This window comes from Sphingobacteriaceae bacterium GW460-11-11-14-LB5, assembly GCA_002151545.1.
Classification (GTDB): Bacteria; Bacteroidota; Bacteroidia; order Sphingobacteriales; family Sphingobacteriaceae; genus Pedobacter.
Genome location: CP021237.1, coordinates 4,974,203 through 4,995,547, shown reverse-complemented (window position 1 = coordinate 4,995,547; position 21,345 = coordinate 4,974,203). Strand labels below are relative to the sequence as shown.

Sequence of the window (21,345 nt, the reverse complement as noted above, 5' to 3'; positions counted from 1 at the left end):
ACGAAGGCCAAGTTCTACTTAGACAAACCTTATCTGGAGGTTTAAATTGATGAAGTACTCACTACCTATCTGGTAGATAGTCCCAAACCCATGTCTACTGGTACTAGCAGTCTCCAGTTTTGTATTGGCAAGCAAATAATCTTCGAACAAATTCTTTTCAATGATATGGTAACATACTAACTCGCCATCACTTTTAACAATAATGTAACCTTCTGTAGAATTATACTGGCCACTCCATACTTTATTGGGCATCATTCCTAAAGCTACCTCTGAAAGAAACCGTTTAATCTTCATTCCATAAAATTTGTGGTTGTGTCTTTGATCAAAACCCAATGGATTAGCAGTTTCTAAATCTTGTGTCAAAACTGGCAATGATGATATGCCTTTTTCATTAAAAAGTTTCAAGGCATTTGCGAGGATTGATGGTAGAGAAGAGTCCACCATAATCAGGTTATTGTTAAAGATTGGGTTCTCACATTCCTTATATTCCAATGTTGATCCATGGGTTAGTATCTCATTTACTCTATCCCTAATTTTATTTCGAGTAGTGATTGCATTGATCCTTCTCATGTCTGATGGAGTCATGATCGGACCATTTATCTTAAAAACGAAATTTGTAGTGTGACCTGCATTAAGCAAAGTAGATGCACCGCCCAATTTAGATTTGATACTAAATCCCAGAATTCGCTGAAGATTTGTTCGCGAATCATGTACCTGTATAACAATATCTGCTTTTAGGCTTGAATCAGCTTTTATCTGAGTACCACCGATCGAATTGAGAAAATTTTCTGCCCTTGGAACAGAAAATGTAGCGCTCGAAGTCTTTATAGCGTTCAGGAGGCTAGCTGCCTCTGCCTGAAATACCGCATATTTCACTAATTTTGGTGATGGTCCATTCTTATCGACAATTACATGCATTGGCGTTAGTGTATAAGTTTTGTCTACTCCACCCTCTTTTCTTTGCACTTCTACAATGGGATAGAAGTGACCGGCCCTAATATTTAGATTTGCATCACCAGGAAATAGGAGCTTATCTGCTAGAACCTTAAAAAAAACATATAATTCACTCCACTCACCTTTATTTCCTTTTTTCATTATGCTTATCGGCTACAAATATTATTTTAAAGTTTAAAAATATACTTTATTTATGGTTTTTTCTATTCTAAATCCCGTTTAACTCATCTTGGCCCTTAAGATCATTTTTATGAATTCAGTTGATGGTTTAACGATCTACTCCGCAATATATAAAGTAGACAATAGTCCGTTGTTCACGTGTCTACATTTCCACAAATTTGAAGGTGGATATCAAAATCAAATTTGGAAATAAGATAAAAGCCTTACGAGAAGCTAAAGGATTGTCCCAAGAGGCTTTTGCAAACTTAGCAAACATTGACAGAACTTATTTGCCTGGTATTGAAAAGGGAAAACGTAATGTATCCATCACTGTTATTCAGAAGCTTGCAATAGCGCTCAATGTTAGCCCTGGAAGTCTTTTCGATTAATATGAGTGTTAAAACAAACCTAATTTCTTATTTCCTTAAGCATTTGGGCAAAGCCCTGACGCGGGATGAATTAGCGGAGGTTGCTCAAAGTCACTCTTGGCAAAGGGTAGTTAGAACGCTCAGGCAAGATGGTTGGGATATTAAAACCTTATCTAAGGGGTATCGTCTCGATTCCCCAATTCAGTTATTAAGTGAGAAATCTAGGGTAACTATTTCAGAAAAACTCCGCTATCAGATTATACATCGAGACCTTTCGACTTGTCAACGTTGTGGCAGAACCATTAAGGATGGCATAACCCTACAGGTAGATCACAAAATTCCCGTTGATTGGGGTGGTACAAACGATCCAGATAATCTTTGGACGTTATGCGACCTTTGTAATCGTGGAAAAAAACATTTCTTTAGTGACTATAACAGTGGGCAGATGAAGACTTTGATGGCTGAGCCATCCGCGGGTAAACGTTTGAGAATTTTTTTTGAACTTAACCCAAATATTGAAATTCCGCCTTACAAACTAGATATTATTTCTCAGCTGCGCGACTGGACAAGACGAATCAGAAAAATTAGGAAAGAGAATAAAATGAATATAATATGGTTAAGAAAAACAGCATTGCATCCAAATGGTGCCTATATATATAGGCCTTAAAGTGACAAAAATTATGTAGCAAGTAGTAATCATGCCTAAGTTTTTAATATTTACATAAGTGAAGGAATTGAGCTTGTTTTAGCAGTTTCTACATATAAACAAATTTGATTAATACACTTTTTGAGTTCTTTTTTAATCTGGTGATCCCAAAACCTCATAACAGTATAACCAGCATCTTCCAGATCCTTACTATTTTTAACATCTCTTAGCATATTGCTTTCGATCTTTGGAATCCAAAAATCCATATTACTTTTGATTTCTGCTTTTTTCTGTTCCCATTTGTACCCATGCCAGAAACTCCCATCAACAAATATGGCCAAACGATATTTATTGATCACAATATCCGGTTTGCCAGGCATATTTTTTACGTGTATTCGAAAACGTAGCCCTTTTGCCCATAGTGCTTTTCTTAATAACACTTCTGCTTTAGTATTTTTGCTTTTAATATTGGCCATTCTTTTACTACGCTCTATGGTAGTATAGAAACCTGCGGCCTCTTCAAAGCGAGGTACTTTAATGACATCTTTATCTTCCGGATATTTTTTGGTAGCCATATGGTAAAAACAATCCACAGGCAGTTTAGTTCTGAAGAGCGTTTATTCTATGTTCGCAAATCATGGCATCTCAATTTATTCAGAAGACTGCGTTGGCCTAATCAATCTGTATCTTATCCCAAAGATTTTCAAGATCAAGTTTTTGGCGTGATTATAATCATGATAATCTCTTCCTGATTTTGTAGGTTTAAACTGGGCTTTCAAGAGAGTCAGCATTGAGATTGACTAATATGTAGATTATGTTTGTATTCTATTTTGTCAAAGCATGCTTTGTTTCCCGCCAGGCCCAGGGCGCTACGGCATCTGCTTCCTGCCATAAGCCTACCTTATTTTTCCTGGCGGTGATTTCCAGCTGCGCATAAAGCAAATCATTCGAGTATTTTTTATAATGCCAGGCCATACCTTTCTTGATCATTTCCTGGTTCACCACTTGTTTTTTAGCGTTGATAATCACAGCAATTAACCTTTTGTAGCGGTCGTATTTTTGGCCTTGTACGTTCACCATTTGCCCGAAACATAAATCGGATAAGGCTTTTTTAGCATTGTTACCAAAAGGTTGTGATCCACGTTTTTCAGGGCAATCGATATGCGCCAAACGGATTTTGATGGGCTGGTTGTGGTATAAGACCTCCATGGTGTCGCCATCCATGATGCGGATGACTTTGGCGGTAAAGGTTTTTAAAACGATTTGTTGTGCAGCTTCATGGCTACTGCTTATCAATAATAACGAGAGGAGTAAAATCCATCTGCTTAGACACTTCATCAATATATTCTTGTAATTTCTGCGCTGCGAATGTACGCAATCTTGTTGTCGTTTTTGGTCCAGGCGCAATAGCCGAACAATAAGTTTAACTTATTATTGCCCGATAAGGGGTATGTAGCGGCTATTAGTGGTTTAACCCAAATGGATCACACCTGGGTTAAACCATCGCTTATATTTTTATTGTCCCCAGTTTACCTGGATGTTGTTTTGTTGGGCATAGGCTTTGCCTTTTTCCATTAGGGTATTAAAGTTTTGTTCAAAGCGGGCGCCATATTTCTGGTCGATGCTGTTGATGATTTCATCTTTAGCACTTTGGCTGCCTTTGCTGTCGCAGAGTTTGGCGTAAGCCAGGTATTCGTTTTTGTAAACGGGGATGACCAGTTCGTATAATTGCTGAGAAAGGGCTTTAATTTCTTTTTCTTCATCGCCGGAAGCGGAGAGCTTTTTTACCTTTTCGAGCGATTGCTCCAGGTATAAAATTTTATTATTGATGGTGGTGGTGGCTTCGTTGCCTTTCTTTTTACTGGATGGGATATCAGGATATTCTTTGGTTTCGTCGTTAATATGCCGGGCCAGGTCGGCGCTGGCAAAATCGTTAATCATGTTGGTATTGAGAATGGCAATATCGAAAAAACGTTCTGGTGTTTCGGAACAGGCGGAGCAGAAAAGGGTAAACAGGATTAAAATAGTAGCTAATGGTTTTAGGGATAGGGCTGGTAATTTGTTCATGATCTAAATAGGGTGTCTTTTTAAAATTAAGTTTGGGAAGGAGCAAAGATTGAGCCGATTTTGAGTCGGGAATCAGCAGTCCAAAGATCTCTCCCCGCCTGTACGGGCAGGCACTCCGCGTGGCTTCGGTCGAGATGACGATCTTTCTATAAAAAAAAAATACACCTGGCTTTGCACCTTTCTCTCTGTGCCCTTTGCGGTTAGAAAAATGGAAGATGTAAATGGTCAAGCGTTTGGCGTGGAGCGATTAGCGTGTTATTGCCCATTTTTTAAGCTATACACCTCTCCCTGGTAAAGCCCAGTCAATAACTGCACGGCCATTTTGCTTCTTTGCCCGGTTTGGCAGTAAAAAACTACGTTTTTGTTCTTTGGGATCGCGGCAAGCGACTCCGTTAGTTCATACAGGGGAAGGTTGATGCCCCCAATATTGTCCTCTTCATGTTCGTAACTTTCGCGTACATCAATTAAAAAAACATCATCGGCTTGGGTTTCCAGCCAGTTATTTAAGGTGGTTTTATTGATTTCTGGTATAGCTTTATCGTTTTTTGTGGCTGCTGGTTTTGCGGGATCAGCTGATTTTTCGGCTGCAATTTTAAATACCAGTACGGTATTGTTCAACGCATTAATGGTCATGAGTTTACCGGAAAGGGTTTCGCCAATACCACAAATTAATTTCAGGGCTTCGTTGGCCATGTACAAACCCACTATGCCGGGTAAAATACCAATTACCCCTCCTTCTGCGCAGTTCAGGTTTTCAGTGGGTGGTGTCGGATAGAGGTCTCTATAGTTTGCACTACCCTGGTAGTTAAATACGGCTACCTGTCCTTCAAATTGTAAAATAGAGCCGAACAAGAGTATTTTTCCTAAAGCCACACAGGTATCGTTTACGAGATAGCGGGTACTAAAGTTATCAGAACAATCGATTATCAGATCGTAATCCCGACAGATCTTGGCGGCGCTTGCTGCGGTAAAACGTTCATGATAAACCTTAAGGCGAATATTTGGATTAAGCACCGCCAGTTTCTCAGCCGCTACCTTTGCCTTCGGCTGACCAATGTCGGTATGGTTATAAAGGATTTGCCGGTGCAGATTGCTCAGTTCCACTACATCGTCATCTATAATGCCGATTTCGCCCACTCCCGCTGCTGCCAGGTATTGCAAAATGGGGCAGCCTAGACCACCCGCACCAATGACGAGTACCTTAGCGGCCTTTAGCTTTTCCTGTCCTGCCAAACCCAGTTCAGGCAAGATCATTTGCCGGTTGTAACGGCTCAGTTCTTCTTTTACTAACATCATTTGCTAATTAAACTCCTGTCCCAATCTTTCCAGATCGGTTCGTAACCCTGTTTTCTGATCATGGCAGCAATTTCCTGTGCAGAGCGCTCGTCAGATATTTCGAACTGTTCTAAGGATTGTGGTTCTACTTGGTAACCACCGGGATTGGTTTTAGAACCCGCACTGATGGCGGTAATACCCAGCTTAATCACCTGGTTCCGGAAGGCCATGGTTTCGCGGGTAGAGATGGACAATTCTACTTCGCTGTTAAATAAACGATAAGCACAAATCAGCTGCACCAGCTCTTTGTCGTTCATCACCACTTTAGGTTCTAAACCACCGCTGAAGGGACGTAACCTGGGGAACGAGATGCTGAATTTACTTTGCCAATACTGTTTTTCGAGGTAAGATAGATGCAGGGCCGTAAAAAATGAATCTGTTCGCCAGTCTTCCAGTCCGATTAAAACACCAAGTCCCATTTTATGGATACCGGCCTGCCCTAAACGGTCGGGGGTTTCCAAACGGTATAAAAAGTTAGCTTTTTTGCCTTTAGGATGATGTTTGCGGTAATCGTCCTGGTGATAGGTTTCCTGGTAAACGAGTACCGTATTTAAACCGTGCGGAATAAGTGTTTCATAATCTGCTACATCCAAAGGCTGTACCTCCATCGATATATGGGCAAAATGTGGACTGATCAGGTCTAATACTTTTTTAAAATAATCGGTATGCACACTTTGGTTAGCCTCGCCGGTAACGAGTAAAACATGGTCGTAACCCATGCCTTTAATCACGGCCACTTCCTGCATAATTTCCATCGGGTTAAGGGTGCGCCGCCGTACTTTATTATCGTAACTGAAACCACAATAGGTACAAATGTTGTTGCACTCGTTGGAAAGGTAAAGCGGAATATACATCTGGATTACCCGGCCAAAACGATCTAAGGTTAAGCGCTGACTTATCTGTGCCATATCTTCGAGATAAGGCAAAGCCGCAGGCGAAGTCAATGCCTTAAAATCTTCGAGGCTGCGCTGGCTACTGCCGAGCGCCCTTTCTACGTCGGCTGCTGTTTTATCGTAAATGCTGGCTTTGGTATCATCCCAGCTATAGGATTCGAATACCTCGTTAAAACTGTTCATCAAGAAATGCGGTTAGTGGACTGCTGGCTGCAGCGTAATGTTGCTGGCTACCCAGTTTAGATTCGAAGGCCATTCTGCCAGCTTCTACAGCCAGTTTAAAGGCAGTGGCCATATCAGTTGGGTTTTTGGCGATGGCAATTGCGGTATTCACCAAAACGGCATCGGCACCAATTTCCATGGCTTTGGCCGCGTCAGATGGTGCACCTATACCGGCATCGATAATAACCGGAACCCTGCTCTGGCTGATAATAATTTCTAAAAAATCGATGGTTTTTAATCCTTTGTTACTGCCGATGGGCGAACCTAAAGGCATCACCGCTGCGGTACCTACATCTTCTAAACGTTTACATAAAACCGGGTCGGCATGGATATAAGGCAACACCACAAATCCGAGTTTGACCAGTTCTTCTGTTGCCTTTAGCGTTTCGATCGGGTCAGGCATCAGGTATTTAGGATCGGGGTGGATTTCTAACTTAATCCAGTTGGTCTCAAGGGCTTCGCGTGCCAGCTGTGCAGCAAAAACAGCTTCTTTGGCATTACGAACACCCGAAGTATTGGGCAATAAATTAATATGTGGATGTTTAAGGTGCTGCAGGATATCGTCGTCCTTGCCTTTTAAATCGACACGTTTAAGGGCCACGGTAATCAGTTCAGAGGCCGAAGCAATTAATGCGCTTTCCATTTCCCTGGCCGAACTAAATTTTCCTGTTCCGGTAAAGAGGCGCGAGCTAAAGGTTTGATTTGCAATTGTTAACATAGCTGTTGTTTTAAAGCGAATGCACGGTGAATTTGCTGTTAATTTCGGCTAATACTGCCGAAGTTTGGATTTGGTTGGTGAGTGCTGCCGATACCGCAACACCATAAATACCGGTTTCGAGTATGGCAGGAATATCTTCGGCTTCGATACCGCCTATGGCAATAATCGGGGTGCTGATACCGGCCTTTCTTACTCTTTCCATTAATTTATGGTAACCTTCCAGCCCTACGATGGGGCTCAGGTTTTCTTTGGTTCTGGTAAAACGGAAAGGGCCAAGTCCAATGTAATCGGCACCTTCGGCTACCCGTTGTAAAATGTGTTCGAAGGTATTGGCTGTACCACCAATAATTTGTGTCGGGTTGATGATTTTCCGGGCTTCGGCAATGGGCATATCCTGTAAACCCAGGTGTACGCCATAACTGCCTACGGCTTTAGCGAGGTGTGGAAAATCGTTTATAATGAGTTTGGCGCCATATTTTTCGCACAGGGCTTGTGCTGCTTTTGCAAAGGGCAGTATTTCGCTTTCGGCCTGGTTTTTAATGCGGAGCTGAATCCATTTTCCGCCAGCCTGAAGTACGGCTTCAATGGCATCTAAGTGGTTGCCGGTTCGGGGTGCCTGCGAAATATATTGTAAGGGTTGAATGATCATGATGTTTTTAAAGGTTTTTGTGGGTGCACCAGGCAATGTTGCTGTGCTTTTTTAAAATTGGTTAAGGCTTGTGCCGGATCGTTCCAGATACAGCCCAATAAGGCCAGGCCATCGAAATTCATTTCTTTTACCTGATCAATCTGGTTTAAACCAATGCCACCAAGGGCGATTATTTTTGGCTGGGTATCAGTCTTCTTCAATCGAAAACCCGGAGGGATAATTCCTTTATAACCAGGTTTGGAAAAGCTGTTGAACACCGGGCTAAAAAAGCTGTAATGGTATGACGCGATCTGATCGAGATCTATTAACTGGTGGATGGATGTGCTGAATACCTTGTTTTTGGCTAATTCTTCAATTTGAAGACTTTTTCTGAAACTTTCGGTATGGTGGATTCTTTTCATGTTATAATCGCTGGCCAATGTATGGAAATGGTGTAAAGCAATACGGGGATGATATTCGGGTAAAATCCCTTCAATAATTCTCCTGTAGTCAGCTTCACTGGCATTTTCCTTACGCAAATGGAACACCTGTAAACCGGCTTCGAAAAGCTGGTTTACAAGATGACATTCTTCCTTAAAAAGGCTTGGCCTAGCAATTACAATCAGTTCCATTTGGCTTAAGAATAAATTTCGCTTCCTTTTTGGGTAAACTCTTTCGATTTTTCCTGCATGCCCTGCGCCAAAGCCTCTTCTGCTGCTACGCCTTGTTTTGCCGCATATTCGCGCACATCCTGTGTAATTTTCATGGAACAGAAATTCGGACCGCACATCGAACAGAAGTGTGCAATCTTAGCACCTTCGGCAGGTAAAGTTTCATCATGAAACTCTTTTGCGGTATCTGGATCGAGGGAGAGGTTAAATTGATCTTCCCATCTAAACTCGAACCGTGCCTTACTTAAAGCATTATCGCGGTATTGCGCACCTGGGTGACCTTTAGCTAAATCGGCCGCATGGGCAGCAATTTTATAGGTAATTACGCCATCTTTAACATCCTTTTTGTTGGGCAGTCCTAAGTGTTCTTTCGGGGTTACATAACAGAGCATGGCTGTGCCAAACCAGCCGATCATGGCAGCGCCAATGGCTGAGGTAATGTGGTCGTAACCAGGCGCAATATCAATCGTTAGCGGACCTAAAGTGTAAAAAGGCGCTTCGCCGCAATGTTCGAGTTGTTTTTCCATATTGGCCTTAATCAGGTGCATGGGTACATGCCCGGGGCCCTCTATAATCGTTTGGACATCGTGTTTCCAGGCGATTTTGGTGAGTTCGCCAAGGGTTTCGAGCTCCGAAAACTGTGCGGCATCATTGGCATCGGCAATACAGCCAGGTCTTAAGCCATCACCTAATGAAAAGGCGACATCGTATGCTTTCATAATTTCGCAGATTTCCTCAAAATGGGTATACAGGAAATTTTCTTTGTGATGAGCCAGGCACCATTTGGCCATAATCGATCCGCCCCGCGAAACAATACCAGTAATCCTTTTAGCGGTTAAAGGCACATAACGGAGCAGTACGCCGGCATGGATGGTAAAATAATCTACGCCTTGTTCGGCTTGCTCAATTAAAGTATCGCGGAAAATTTCCCAGGTCAGGTCTTCGGCTTTTCCATTTACTTTTTCCAAAGCCTGATAAATCGGAACAGTACCGATGGGCACGGGTGAATTGCGGATAATCCATTCGCGGGTTTCGTGGATATTCTTTCCGGTTGATAAATCCATAATGGTATCGGCTCCCCAGCGGCAGGCCCACACGGCTTTTTCTACTTCTTCTTCGATGGTGGAAGTAACAGCTGAATTGCCAATATTGGCATTAATTTTCACCAGAAAGTTTCGGCCAATAATCATCGGCTCAAGCTCGGGGTGGTTGATGTTGCAGGGAATTACGGCACGGCCAGCGGCTACCTCTGCCCTTACGAATTCGGGAGTGATGTAACCTTTCGGGGTATTTGCACCGAAGCTATTGCCCTGGTGCTGGTGGTTCATTACCTCGTGCTGTTCGCCCAGTTGTGCATTAAGCAATTCAATCTGTTGGTTTTCCCTGATGGCTATATACTCCATTTCAGCCGTAATGATTCCTTTTCTGGCATAATGCATTTGCGACACATTGGCGCCAGCCTGTGCTTTATAGGGTTTGTTGATGAAATTAAAGCGTAAAGCATCAAGTTTTTCATCGGCCAGGCGCTGTTGTCCGTAAGCTGAAGATAGTTCAGCGAGTTCTTCTATATCCAGTCGGTCTTTAATCCATTGCTCCCTGATGCGTGGCAAGCCTTTTTTTACATCAATAACCGCATTAGGATCGGTATAGGGTCCGCTGGTATCGTAAACGGTTACAGGCGGATTGGGTTCGGTTAAACCAAAGCCATTGTGGATTTTGGTTTCGGTTAAACTGATCTCGCGCATGGCCACTTGTATATCGTGGATTTTTCCGGGTACAAATATCTTACGTGAGGCCGGAAAAGGGCTGCGGCTGATGACTTCCTGATTTGGGGTTTTTTCTTGTTTCATATATGGGTAGGTTCGATTATTGAGTAATTGAATGAAGGAATGATTGAATGGATTGTGAAATGCGCATTCACTCCCGCTCTCTTCAACATTATCCGCCCTGCGTGGCTTTAATGATGATGACCTGGTCGCCTGGATTTAGCAGATACCTGTCCCAATCAGATTTGGAAATGATGGTTTGGTTTACGGCTATGGCAAGGCCATTGGTTTCTGAAAAGAGCACCAAAGCAAGCATCTGTGCGATGGAACAGGCTTCGTTAAGGAGATGGTTTTGATTGTTTATAGTTACTTCCATATTAAAAAAATTGGAAAAACTATAGAGATTGCCCCGTAACGGGGTCGAAAAGACAGCAATGGTATTGCTTTCACTTTTCCCTTCGGCAGTACTAACTGCATCAGGTTCAAAGGGTATTTCTCAGCACGTAGGCACCCCTAAAGTTTTTTGTAAATATATAGGATTAAATTTCTATTGCAAATAAAAATTTATATAGATAAAATCTATATGAGGTTGAGTCTAATATAGAAGCATACATTCGATGTGCGTAAAGTTCAGTTCATTACCATAAAGGAATGTAAGAAATATAAGGGCCTTGAGCTTATATGCCATGTTTTTAACCGCAAAGAACACAGAGATAGCCACAAAGATTGTAGCGCTAGGCGTAAAAAATGAAGTTTTAACCATATAAGGAATGTAAGAAAATCTAAGACCATTGAGCTAATATGATCCTTCTATGTCTTATATGCTTCAATTAAAGATTATTGGGCATGCGTGGGATGATAAGACGTTTATTGACTCCTGACTCTGGACTCCCGACTTCGGACTAAACTCCATCATCCATCTTACGTTTTCCATCATACAAGATTCTTCGACTCCGCTCAGGATGACGATCGCTGGACGCAAAGTTCATTACCATATAAGGAATATAAGAAAATATAAGACCCATGAGCTTATATGCCCCTTCTATGGCTTATATAGTTCAATTAAAGGTTCTTGGACATGCGAGGGATGACAAGACGTTTATTGACTCCTGACTCTGGACTCCCGACTTCGGACTAAACTCCATCATCCATCTTACATTTTCCATCATACAAGATCCTTCGACTCCGCTCAGGATGACAATTGCTGGACGCAAAGTTCTTTACCATATAAGGAATATAAGACCCATGAGCTTATATGCCACCTCTATGTCTTATATGGTTCAATTAAAGGTTCTTGGACATGCGTGGGATGACAATCGCTGAGCATAGACGTTTATTGACTCCTGACTTCAGACTCCCGACTTCGGACTAAACACCATCATCCATCCTACATTTTCCATCATCAAAGACTCTCCACTCCAAATTAAACTCCCTATCTTCGTTGCCTTAAACCAGAATACATGCAAAGCCTGTTAGCATTACAAAGCGGAAAACTTAAAGGAGCGGTATCGTTAAAACTTTCAGAAGATCTTCGTTCTTTCCCTGAAGAAATATTCGATCTGGCTGAAACACTCGAGGTACTCGATCTTTCTTTTAACAAGCTAAGTACGCTGCCAGCTGATTTTGGACGTTTAAAGAAACTGAAGATTTTCTTCTGTTCTGAAAATCTTTTTACGGTGATGCCTGAGGTACTCGCCGATTGCCCCTTGCTGGATATCGTCGGATTTAAATCTAACCAGATTAAAACGGTGCCATCAAAATCGCTCAATCCCAATCTTCGCTGGCTGATTTTAACAAATAACAATATTGCCGAATTACCAAAAGAGATCGGGCTGTGTACGCGCATGCAAAAGCTAATGTTGTCGGGTAATCTTTTAACTGCCTTGCCAGAAGAATTAAGCCACTGCCAAAATTTATCGTTATTGCGTATAGCCGCTAATAAACTGCATGCACTGCCACAATGGATAGCCGCCATGCCTAAACTATCATGGATTGCTTTTTCCGGAAACAACTTTAGTAAAACACCAGCTGTGGAAGCGCTCTCGCTAGTTAACTGGCACGATTTGGAGATTAACCATTTATTGGGTGAAGGTGCTTCGGGTGTTATTTCGAAAGCAAATAGGACTATTGGTGATGAAACGCAGGAGGTAGCGGTTAAAATATTTAAGGGCAATGTAACCAGTGATGGTTTGCCAGAAGATGAGATGACAGCCTATATTGCTGCCGGGTATCATCCTGGTTTGGTTAATTTAATCGGGCAGATTGCCCTGCATCCGGAAGATAAAAAAGGTCTGGTGATGGACCTCATCCCGCATCATTTTTATAATCTGGGCAATCCACCAAGTTTAGCAAGCTGTACCAGGGATGTTTTTCCGGCAGGTATGCAGTTGTCAGAAAAACAATTGTTGGGTATTGCCAAAACCATCGCCTCGTTAGCTGCGCAATTACACGAGGCGGGAATTATGCATGGCGATTTATATGCACACAATACTTTGATTGATGATGAAGGCAGTACTTTGTTCGGTGATTTCGGTGCTGCAAGTTTTTACGATCAGACTGATATTACACTGGCCCATGCGTTGGAGCGCATAGAAGTGAGTGCTTACGGTTACCTGCTGGATGATTTACTTTCTTTAAAAAACGAAGCGGTAAGCAGCACCTGTTTCAATACGTTGAGTGCGTTACGGGATGCCTGTTTAGCTCCATCGCCATTAAACAGGCCTGGTTTTCAGGATTTGGTTGAGGCCCTGGCTGATATTTAACCTGAGTTTTGGGTCTTAATTTCGTTGGGAAATTAACAGCATTTCTTTTGTTCAGGCTTATTTGTTGCCATAACACAGATCATTTATGTGAAAAAGAATGATTTTAAACATACTAAAATGTTTTATTCATTCTATAGCGGCTTTTTAGGTAAGCGGCTCCTTTACAGATGAATAAAACTGAACGGAAATAAATCCTTAATCTTTTTCATATTTGTATCAGGGTATTAAACACTTTATTTGGATTAATTCTCAATCGTCCCAAAATAATTTTAGATTTGAATGAACACGTCCTCTTTTAGGACGTGTTTTTTTTGCAAAAAAAAGCCTTTCATTGCTGAAAGGCTTCGCGTTTTAATCTAAATCGTCCCGTTGATTTAATTTTAACATGATAAATATAGTTATCAACATGTTAACATCAAATTAAAAGGTAAAAATACCCCTTTCTGGGTAGTGGTTTTCACTACAAGGCGATAACAAAATTTTAATGTGGATAATTATTTACCTGCATCTATACTCCATTTATAAGTGGGCAGTGTGGTCAGCAACAGGCTGGAGGCGCTTACAACAAAAACAGAATAATTAAACGGAGCCCTGTAATTGGCAAAGATGAGCATGGAGAGGGCAAAGGCTAGTGTGAGCAAAAAACTACCGATAGCGGCCAGCTTAATTTTGTAACCCACGATAAGCAATATCGCAAAAATTAACTCGCCGGCTGTGGCCAGAATAGCCATTACGTTCGCTGCAGGCCTCGCTAAAAAGGGCATTAAGGAGTTGGTGTAATCTAAAAAGGCCGACCAATCGCCCCAGCCAACAGTTGGCGAGCCTGGTGCGCCCAGCCAGCCAAAGCGGTCCATAACAGGAAGTATAAAACCAATACCCAAAGCGAGGCGAAGAAATAATTGAGGGAAATGTGCGCTGTTTTTCATTTTGCTGGATAATTATTTAAACGGCAAATTAATACCTGCGGCGCACAATTTTCTTAAACTAGATTAAGAAATGAAGCTTGTTTCGCTACTTTTCCTTACGCTAATCCACCTAAAAACACTCTACTTCCCAAAACCGCGACCAGTTTTCGCCGGCATCAAGTTTTATCATACCCTCTTTGTGTGTTAATTCCTGATCGTGGTGAACGCCATCGGCCACTCCGCACCAGGGTTCTAAACAAACAAAAGGGGCATCGGTGGCAGCCCATATACCGAAGAAAGGAAATTCTTCGAAATGAAAATGCAGGCCATAATCGTTTTTATTGTTGAGCAAACTAATGCAATTGCTCTGTAGGGTTTTAAAAACCAGTGCATCATTATAAAACAAGTCGTGCTTAAGGTTTAACCTGTGGCCACCGAGTTCAATGAGCTCCGTTTCATCGGCCACTAAGCCATCTTCGAGTTTCCAGAAAGTTAGTTTCTCGTCGGCATTAAAGGCCAGGTAATAATCTTCGTAAACAGTATTGGGTGTATTGGGTACTGCAAATGCCGGATGTGCACCAATGGAGAATAAAAGCTCGGCAGTACCTGTATTTTTTACCTCGTAGGTTAAGTTCAGCTTTCTATCTATTAACTGATAGCGTAGTTTCAACTCAAAATAAAAGGGATATACTTTTAAGGTATCTTCGTTTTGAGTTAATGTAAAGATAGCTTCAGTTTCACTTATTTTTTCGAAATTAAAAACATGATCGCGGGCAAAACCATGGCGAGGGAGCTCGTAACTTTTACCCTGGTAAGTAAAATGGTTGTTTTTTAATGAGCCAACAATAGGAAATAAAACCGGACTGTATTTTGCCCAATATTTAGGATTGGCATTCCATAAATATTCCAGCCGGGTTTCTTTACTAAATAAGCCTTGAAGTTCTGCGCCTTTAGCAGCCAGGCTAACTTTTATATAGTCGTTCTCGAGAGTTATCATTACAAGCTAAAAGTAACAAAAAGATGTACTTTAAAAATATCTTTTTTATTAATTTTGATCACTGCTTAAAGCTTAAGCTCATGAAAAAGCTTAATGCACTGTTTATTTTATTACCCGCGCATTTACTTTCGCTCAAAAACAAAATCAGAAACCTATGGCGATAGATTTAACAAAATTATCAAATGCAAAAGTAAAGGCCGCTATTACCGCTTTGCAAAAAGGTGATGAAAAAACATGGTTTCCTTTATTTGCGACGGATGTTGCCTTTTACGACGACGGGAACCAGATGAAATTTAATAATTTCTTTAAAAAAGCACTCGGACATGAGCGTTTTACCTGTATAGATAAAGTTGAAAACAACGGAATGGAGGTCTATGGCGATTTCCACTCCGACCAATGGGGCGATTTTAAAACCTATTTTAAGTTTCAGCTGAACAAGGAAGGAAAAATAGCACGGCTGGATATTGGGCAGGCTGCTTATTAGTCTTTAGTCCTGAGTCTAATCATCGAATGATAAGGACTCAAGACTTTGGACTCAAGACTAAGGACTCAGGACTTACCCCTTCTCTTCCCAGATACAGGCGATATTAATAATGGTTTGTACAGCTTTTTCCATATCCTGTACGCTTACCCATTCTTGTTTGCTATGAAAGGCATGTTCTCCGGCAAAAATATTAGGGCAAGGTAAACCCATGTACGAAAGTCGCGAGCCATCAGTTCCGCCACGGATACTTTGTTGTTTGGCTACTACTCCAGCTCTTTCAATGGCTTCAATTCCGTATTGTACAATCTTAGGATGCTGATCTAAAACCTGTTTCATGTTGCGGTACTGTGCTTTAATATCAAACTTGTAAGTAGATTTCGGATAGTTCGCCATCACCTTTTTTACGGTTTCTTCCAGGAACTGTCCATGCGCTGCGAGTTTTTCATCGGTAAAATCTCTGATGATGAACTGTGCTTCGGCCTCTTCTACCTGCCCATGCATGCTTACCGGATGGATAAATCCTTCTTTTTGGTGTGTGGCTTCTGGTGTGAGTGTGTCTTTTGGCAGCGCATCTAAAATCTCGGCAAGGATTTTAATGGCACTTTCCATTTTTCCTTTTGCGAAACCCGGGTGTGTACTTACGCCATAAATTTTAAGGGTAGCTCCATCGGCAGAAAAGGTTTCATCTTCAATAGAGCCCAGTGTTTCACCGTCTATGGTATAACCAAAATCGGCGCCTAATTTTTTTAAATCAGCTTTGTCTACACCGCGGCCTATTTCTTCATCCGGGGTAAAAAGAAGTTTTATAGTGCCGTGTTTTACCTCAGGATTTTTCATTAAAAAGGCAGCTGCTTCCATAATTTCGGCTAATCCTGCTTTATTATCAGCACCCAATAAAGTTGTTCCACTTGCTGTGATAATATCGTTGCCAATCTGGTGTTTTAGGTCTTTATGTTCCGCGAGTTTGATTACAATATTATTATCGTCAGGCAGAATTAAGTCCTGTCCTTGATAATTGTCATGAATAATCGGTTTAACATTTTCGCCGCTACAATCAGGCGAGGTATCCATGTGCGAACAGAAGAAAATTACCGGTATCTGCTTGCTTGTATTTGAAGGGATAGTACCATACACGTAGCCGTTATCGTCCATTTCGGCATCAGAAATGCCAATTTCTAATAATTCCTGAACCAATTCTTTACCTAAATTCTTTTGTTTTAAGGTTGATGGACAGGTAGGAGAATTTGGATCAGATTGGGTATCAATCTTCGTATATTTTATAAACCGCTGCTCGAGAGATTTGTTAAAGTTGGTGTATGTGCTCATAATTCAAAGGTAAAAGTTATAGATATTCGATAAACATATTATTTTTGTAAAAAAACGATATGATTTTTAATTTGCTGAGAGCTACTTACATAACCCTTCTGCTTGTTTTTATAGGAAGTTTTTCTTTTGCCCAGTCCAACTATTTCAAAATGTCGTACGGTTTTGGCGGAGGAATAAACAAATCTTATACCGACGTATACAAAGGAAGTTATGGATACACAGCCTATGGCGTTTTTGATTATCATATCACGCCGTTTGTAACCTTAGGTTTAGAAGGGCAATATGGCATGGTTCAAGGCGGAGATATCGAAACCGACCCGCACAACCGCCAGTTTGTAAATAAATATACGGCCATTACCGCCAATATCAAACTGATGCTTGGCGAAGTGGCGAACTACGATAAAAGCGAATTTTTATACAACATCAGAGGTTTGTATGTGGGTTTAGGTATAGGGGCTGTTAACAATAACATTACCGACATCGTAAGATATAAACCAAGCTGGGCCTCTAATCCAGGTTACGGCCCTTTTCCAGGTAAAGACAAAAGCCTGAACCTCCTGGTACCCTTAAATTTCGGTTTTAACTATTACATTAATGATGGTTACGGTTATATGCGGTATGTGATCAATATCAATGCGCAATCGAACTTTACTTTCGGCGAGGGTTTAGATGGTTATAACGATCCGAGTATCAAATTTAAAAACTACTCTCCTGATGTTTATAACGCTTATACCATAGGCTTTAAGTACATGTTGGGCAGGATTAAATCTTATCGTAAAACCCTTTAATAAGCGCATTTCATTTCTTAGATTTAAGGCATGAAAAAATTCTTTGTGTTTTGTTTGCTATCCATCCGGTTAAAAGCTGCGGCACAAAAAACGCCTTTCGAATTAAGTGGAAAAATTGAAACCACTACCTACACTGCTGCCATAACCTATTACGAAAACCTGGCTAAAACCTATCCGGAGGCCAAATTGTTGAGCTATGGAAATACAGATTTTGGCAAACCTTTGCATGTTTTGGTTTTATCGCGAGACCGGGTTTTTGACCCTTCGGAGATTAGAAAGCATGATAAAAGGATTTTATTAATCAACAACGGCATTCACCCGGGCGAGCCTGAGGGTGTAGATGCCTCGATGATGCTGGCCCGCGATCTGCTTAAAGCGGGTAAACTGCCCAAGGACGTGGTCATCTGCATTATCCCCCTCTACAATATAGATGGCAGTTTTAACCGTAGCGGAACATCAAGGGCTAACCAGAACGGCCCGGTTGCTTATGGTTTTAGGGGCAATAGCAAAAACCTCGATCTGAACCGTGATTTCATTAAAACCGATTCGAAAAATTCGGCGGCATTTCAACAGCTATTTAATACCTGGCAGCCCGAAATATTTGTAGATACGCATACCAGTAATGGTGCAGATTATCAATATGTAATGACACTTATTCCTACACAAAAAGATAAACTCAACCCGATCCTTGCTGATTATTTAACTAAAACATTGGTGCCTGATTTATATACCGGAATGGAGAAAATGGGGTACCCGATGATTCCATATGTAAACTCAATAGGCGAAACACCAGAAAGCGGGATCAGTGGGTTTATAGATCCTCCACGTTATTCTACCGGATACACCACGCTGCACAATACCATAGGTTTTATGCCAGAAACGCATATGTTAAAATCGTACGATTTGCGTGTGGATGCAACTTATAAACTTTTGCAAACCTACATTCAGCTTGTAGAACGTGATGCCAGCATTATCGGCGCGAATAAACGAAAGGCCGATGCATTTGTGGCCGCACAAAAGGAATTTCCTTTAGAGTGGAAACTCAATAAAACCGAAGTAAACGACTTAACTTTTAAAGGCTTTGAGGCTGGCCAAAAACCCAGTACCGTAAGTGGAGCCGACCGTCTATATTACGATCGAAGCAAGCCTTACACCAAAACCATTAAAGAATGGAATAAATTCGAGCCTGCATTGTCTGTTCAGAAGCCGGTTGCGTACGTCATTCCAAAAGCCTGGGACCGCGTAATTGCCTTGCTTAAACTGAATAATGTTAAACTCAGGGAACTTAAGGCCGATCAGAAAATTGCAGTAGAAAGTTATTATATCGGCGATTTTAAAACCGGAACCCGTCCATATGAGGGGCATTACCTGCACTCGGCTGTAAAGGTAAATCCGGTTAAGCAAAACCTGCAATATTATACCGGCGATTTTGTTGTTTATGTTGATCAGCCAGTTAACCGGTATATTGTAGAAACACTAGAGCCTCAGGCTACTGATTCTTATTTCAACTGGAACTTTTTCGATTCTATTCTGGATATGAAAGAGCATTACTCAGCTTATGTTTTTGAAGACACGGCAACAGCGCTATTGAAAAATAATCCAGAATTAAGAAGTAAACTGGAGGCAAAAAAAGCTTCAGATACTGAATTTGCGAAGAATGCGGCTGCACAACTTGATTTTGTGTATAAAAATTCTGATTATTACGAAAAAACGCACAATAGATATCCGGTAGCCCGTTTGCTAACAGACGTAAAACTTGATTTAAAATAACCCTAATGGAATACTTCAATATCGCACCAGTTGCCTCCGTAATTTTCGTTTTTACCATTATTACCAGCCTATACGCTTTCTACGATCACTCGCTTTATGGCAAGTTTATGCTGCATCCTTACAGTGTATCAAGGGGCCATAAGGTTTGGACGGTACTTACCAGTGGTTTAATTCATGGCGATTGGATGCACCTTTTCTTCAATATGTTTACTTTCGTAGCATTTGCTTTTACTTTAGAACAATTGATGGGGAGTTGGCTGTTTGGTTTACTTTACGTTATAGCACTTGTGCTTAGCGATTTGCCAACAATATTTAAATACAAAGAAAACTTCAATTATAATAGCCTGGGTGCCTCTGGCGCGATTAGCGCTGTGCTTTTTAGTTTCATTTTGTTCAATCCTAAAAGCGCAATAAGAATACTTTTTATACCGTTTGATATTCCAGCCTATGCTTTTGGTATATTGTATCTTATTTATTGCTATTATGCCTCGAGAAACTCCAGAGACGGTATTAATCACGATGCACACTTTTTCGGTGCCTTAACCGGATTGATTTTTACGATTATTTTCGTTCCGGGTATTTTGCAAAACTTTATTACCATGTTAACTGGTGGGAGGTAGATTCTGTCTGGACGAATCGTCATTCCCGTGAAAACGGGAATCCTAATGCAAGGTGCTACATGTTTTTTTGCTTTAAGATACCCAATTAGGTTGGCTATGATGAAACTTAAGATAATAATCTTCCTTATTTCTTAATGCTCTTAATTCCTTAAACGTAAAATGGTCTTGGGCCTAACATTAAGAAGTTAAGATAATTAAGGTACATTTTTTAATGTTCTTAATTCCTTAATGGTAAAAAAAGCCTATCCCGCATTTGGGAGAAAAGGCTTCTCGAAGAAACTCATTGGTTCATCAGGGTTTTTAATAATCTCGAATACCACATAACCCCAGGGTTTCCAGAAATTTTCCAATACCTGGGCATATACTTTATGCTGCCAGACATCAAAAAGCGGTTTAGTCATGTTTCCACGTAAAGGCATAGCCTCGATATAAGTGGTGCCTTCTACCGGCATAAAAGTATATTCGGGTAGGCGATTGAAAAGGTAAGCTGAATAATAAAAACGCGCACTCAGCTCTTCAAACTGTTCGGCGGTTAAAGCTTTTCCTTTTATTTCGTTAATGATATCCTGGTGGTAGCGTTTATTGGTGCCGTTATCCTGTAAACAAGCGATGATACCAAAATCCTTCATTTTTAACGAGAAGGTTAAAGTGTTGATCTCATCACGGAAACTGAAGGGTGTTTCTCCGTTTTCTAATTTTACGACAGTGATAGACCATGGTGAAAAATCTTCAAACTCCAGGCTGGTATACAGGTTCTGCATCATGAAATTCAGGTTGGCAAATTTCATCATTAACGATTGCGACATGTTTAAACCATCGGCAGTCATTTCCTTACGTAGCGCCGAATGCATTTCGATATACACGAAGCCATATAGAAACTTACCGATCCAGTTAAAAAGATCCAGTTCTGGTAATGCAGAAACGGCATCATAACCGTTTGCAAAGGCGGCTTCGATTTTTGCCTCCAGCGGATTTAAAAACTGTTCATTTACTTCGCTGTTTACCGGAATAACCAAGGTATTATACGAACGGATACTTTCATCCAAAAACTGGATCTGCTCTTCACCACTCAAACCTGCCTGTTCCAACAACCATTTTGGAATTAAGGGCACCTGAACAACAGGTGAATGAAAGGTTTTGCCACTTAAGAAGCAGATTTTGTATAAAAAATCGAAGTTTTGGAAAGGATTGTATAAGCCGGTATTCATCACTGCAATATTAACCATTATATTTTTAGTGCTTTGTACCGATATTTTATTTTAACGC

22 protein-coding genes and 1 riboswitch are annotated in these 21,345 nt (G+C 41.1%); of the genes, 7 read left to right on the top strand and 15 right to left on the bottom strand.

Translation table 11 applies throughout. From position 1 onward, the window contains the following. Nucleotides 1-18: 18 nt before the first annotated feature. Nucleotides 19-1,095 (bottom strand): hypothetical protein, encoded by a 1,077-nt coding sequence (locus CA265_20220; protein ID ARS41853.1) that lies wholly within the window; start codon nucleotides 1,093-1,095, stop codon nucleotides 19-21. A 203-nt stretch (nucleotides 1,096-1,298) separates the two neighbouring features. On the opposite strand from CA265_20220, the gene CA265_20215 reads away from it, so the two are divergent. Both CA265_20215 and CA265_20210 read left to right on the top strand, forming a co-directional pair. Then, nucleotides 1,299-1,502 (top strand): transcriptional regulator, encoded by a 204-nt coding sequence (locus CA265_20215; protein ARS41852.1) that lies wholly within the window; start codon nucleotides 1,299-1,301, stop codon nucleotides 1,500-1,502. Next, nucleotides 1,474-2,148 (top strand): hypothetical protein, encoded by a 675-nt coding sequence (locus tag CA265_20210; protein ARS41851.1) that lies wholly within the window; start codon nucleotides 1,474-1,476, stop codon nucleotides 2,146-2,148. Before CA265_20215 ends, CA265_20210 begins: the two co-directional genes overlap by 29 nt. A gap of 50 nt (nucleotides 2,149-2,198) precedes the next feature. Here the strand turns inward: CA265_20210 and CA265_20205 are convergent, their stop codons facing one another. From CA265_20205 to CA265_20160, 10 genes are all read right to left on the bottom strand, one after another. Further along, entirely contained in the window at nucleotides 2,199-2,702 is a 504-nt protein-coding gene (locus tag CA265_20205) for a very short patch repair endonuclease (GenBank protein ID ARS41850.1), read from the bottom strand. A gap of 250 nt (nucleotides 2,703-2,952) precedes the next feature. Beyond that, nucleotides 2,953-3,465: a nuclease gene (locus CA265_20200; GenBank protein ID ARS41849.1), complete on the bottom strand. Its 513-nt coding sequence runs from the start codon at nucleotides 3,463-3,465 to the stop codon at nucleotides 2,953-2,955. 177 nt (nucleotides 3,466-3,642) lie between these two features. Then, the gene (locus CA265_20195) at nucleotides 3,643-4,194 is read right to left on the bottom strand and encodes a hypothetical protein (protein ARS41848.1); all 552 of its coding nucleotides are present in this window, start codon (nucleotides 4,192-4,194) and stop codon (nucleotides 3,643-3,645) included. Between the two features lie 255 nt (nucleotides 4,195-4,449). Continuing rightward, nucleotides 4,450-5,487, bottom strand: coding sequence for a thiamine biosynthesis protein ThiF (locus tag CA265_20190; GenBank protein ID ARS41847.1), 1,038 nt, complete (start codon nucleotides 5,485-5,487; stop codon nucleotides 4,450-4,452). Beyond that, a complete protein-coding gene (locus CA265_20185; GenBank protein ARS41846.1) occupies nucleotides 5,487-6,605 on the bottom strand; it encodes a 2-iminoacetate synthase ThiH in 1,119 nt (372 codons plus the stop codon). The genes CA265_20190 and CA265_20185 overlap by 1 nt, the downstream gene beginning before the upstream one ends. After that, nucleotides 6,592-7,362: a thiazole synthase gene (locus CA265_20180; protein ID ARS41845.1), complete on the bottom strand. Its 771-nt coding sequence runs from the start codon at nucleotides 7,360-7,362 to the stop codon at nucleotides 6,592-6,594. The genes CA265_20185 and CA265_20180 overlap by 14 nt, the downstream gene beginning before the upstream one ends. A gap of 10 nt (nucleotides 7,363-7,372) precedes the next feature. Beyond that, nucleotides 7,373-8,011 carry a thiamine-phosphate diphosphorylase gene (locus tag CA265_20175; GenBank protein ID ARS41844.1) on the bottom strand — a complete coding sequence of 213 codons (639 nt, stop codon included), beginning with the start codon at nucleotides 8,009-8,011 and terminating at the stop codon, nucleotides 7,373-7,375. After that, entirely contained in the window at nucleotides 8,008-8,622 is a 615-nt protein-coding gene (locus tag CA265_20170; GenBank protein ARS41843.1) for a hypothetical protein, read from the bottom strand. The genes CA265_20175 and CA265_20170 overlap by 4 nt, the downstream gene beginning before the upstream one ends. Nucleotides 8,623-8,627: 5 nt before the next feature. After that, nucleotides 8,628-10,511, bottom strand: coding sequence for a phosphomethylpyrimidine synthase ThiC (locus CA265_20165; protein ID ARS41842.1), 1,884 nt, complete (start codon nucleotides 10,509-10,511; stop codon nucleotides 8,628-8,630). Between the two features lie 88 nt (nucleotides 10,512-10,599). Continuing rightward, nucleotides 10,600-10,803, bottom strand: a complete 204-nt coding sequence (locus tag CA265_20160) for a thiamine biosynthesis protein ThiS (protein ARS41841.1) — start codon at nucleotides 10,801-10,803, stop codon at nucleotides 10,600-10,602. Nucleotides 10,804-10,863: 60 nt separating this feature from the next. Continuing rightward, nucleotides 10,864-10,952: riboswitch (TPP riboswitch) on the bottom strand. A 935-nt stretch (nucleotides 10,953-11,887) separates the two neighbouring features. On the opposite strand from CA265_20160, the gene CA265_20155 reads away from it, so the two are divergent. Beyond that, nucleotides 11,888-13,189, top strand: coding sequence for a protein kinase (locus CA265_20155; GenBank protein ID ARS41840.1), 1,302 nt, complete (start codon nucleotides 11,888-11,890; stop codon nucleotides 13,187-13,189). Nucleotides 13,190-13,683: 494 nt separating this feature from the next. On the opposite strand, the gene CA265_20150 is transcribed toward CA265_20155, so the two are convergent. Together CA265_20150 and CA265_20145 are read right to left on the bottom strand one after the other, a co-directional pair. Continuing rightward, the gene (locus tag CA265_20150) at nucleotides 13,684-14,115 is read right to left on the bottom strand and encodes a hypothetical protein (protein ARS41839.1); all 432 of its coding nucleotides are present in this window, start codon (nucleotides 14,113-14,115) and stop codon (nucleotides 13,684-13,686) included. Between the two features lie 109 nt (nucleotides 14,116-14,224). Continuing rightward, nucleotides 14,225-15,091, bottom strand: coding sequence for an aldose epimerase (locus tag CA265_20145; GenBank protein ARS41838.1), 867 nt, complete (start codon nucleotides 15,089-15,091; stop codon nucleotides 14,225-14,227). A 154-nt stretch (nucleotides 15,092-15,245) separates the two neighbouring features. Between CA265_20145 and CA265_20140 the strand changes: the two genes are divergently transcribed. Next, nucleotides 15,246-15,575, top strand: a complete 330-nt coding sequence (locus CA265_20140; protein ARS41837.1) for a hypothetical protein — start codon at nucleotides 15,246-15,248, stop codon at nucleotides 15,573-15,575. A 72-nt stretch (nucleotides 15,576-15,647) separates the two neighbouring features. Here CA265_20140 and CA265_20135 read toward each other — a convergent pair whose 3' ends face one another. Continuing rightward, nucleotides 15,648-16,901: a peptidase T gene (locus tag CA265_20135; protein ID ARS41836.1), complete on the bottom strand. Its 1,254-nt coding sequence runs from the start codon at nucleotides 16,899-16,901 to the stop codon at nucleotides 15,648-15,650. A gap of 74 nt (nucleotides 16,902-16,975) precedes the next feature. On the opposite strand from CA265_20135, the gene CA265_20130 reads away from it, so the two are divergent. The 3 genes from CA265_20130 to CA265_20120 are packed head-to-tail and all read left to right on the top strand — an operon-like array spanning nucleotide 16,976 to nucleotide 20,079. Continuing rightward, entirely contained in the window at nucleotides 16,976-17,689 is a 714-nt protein-coding gene (locus CA265_20130) for a hypothetical protein (GenBank protein ARS43072.1), read from the top strand. 30 nt (nucleotides 17,690-17,719) lie between these two features. Beyond that, nucleotides 17,720-19,459, top strand: a complete 1,740-nt coding sequence (locus CA265_20125) for a hypothetical protein (protein ARS41835.1) — start codon at nucleotides 17,720-17,722, stop codon at nucleotides 19,457-19,459. Between the two features lie 5 nt (nucleotides 19,460-19,464). After that, complete coding sequence (locus CA265_20120) at nucleotides 19,465-20,079, top strand: rhomboid family intramembrane serine protease (protein ID ARS41834.1); 615 nt, start codon at nucleotides 19,465-19,467, stop codon at nucleotides 20,077-20,079. Between the two features lie 242 nt (nucleotides 20,080-20,321). Here CA265_20120 and CA265_20115 read toward each other — a convergent pair whose 3' ends face one another. Continuing rightward, entirely contained in the window at nucleotides 20,322-21,305 is a 984-nt protein-coding gene (locus CA265_20115; GenBank protein ARS41833.1) for a hypothetical protein, read from the bottom strand. Nucleotides 21,306-21,345: the final 40 nt, after the last annotated feature.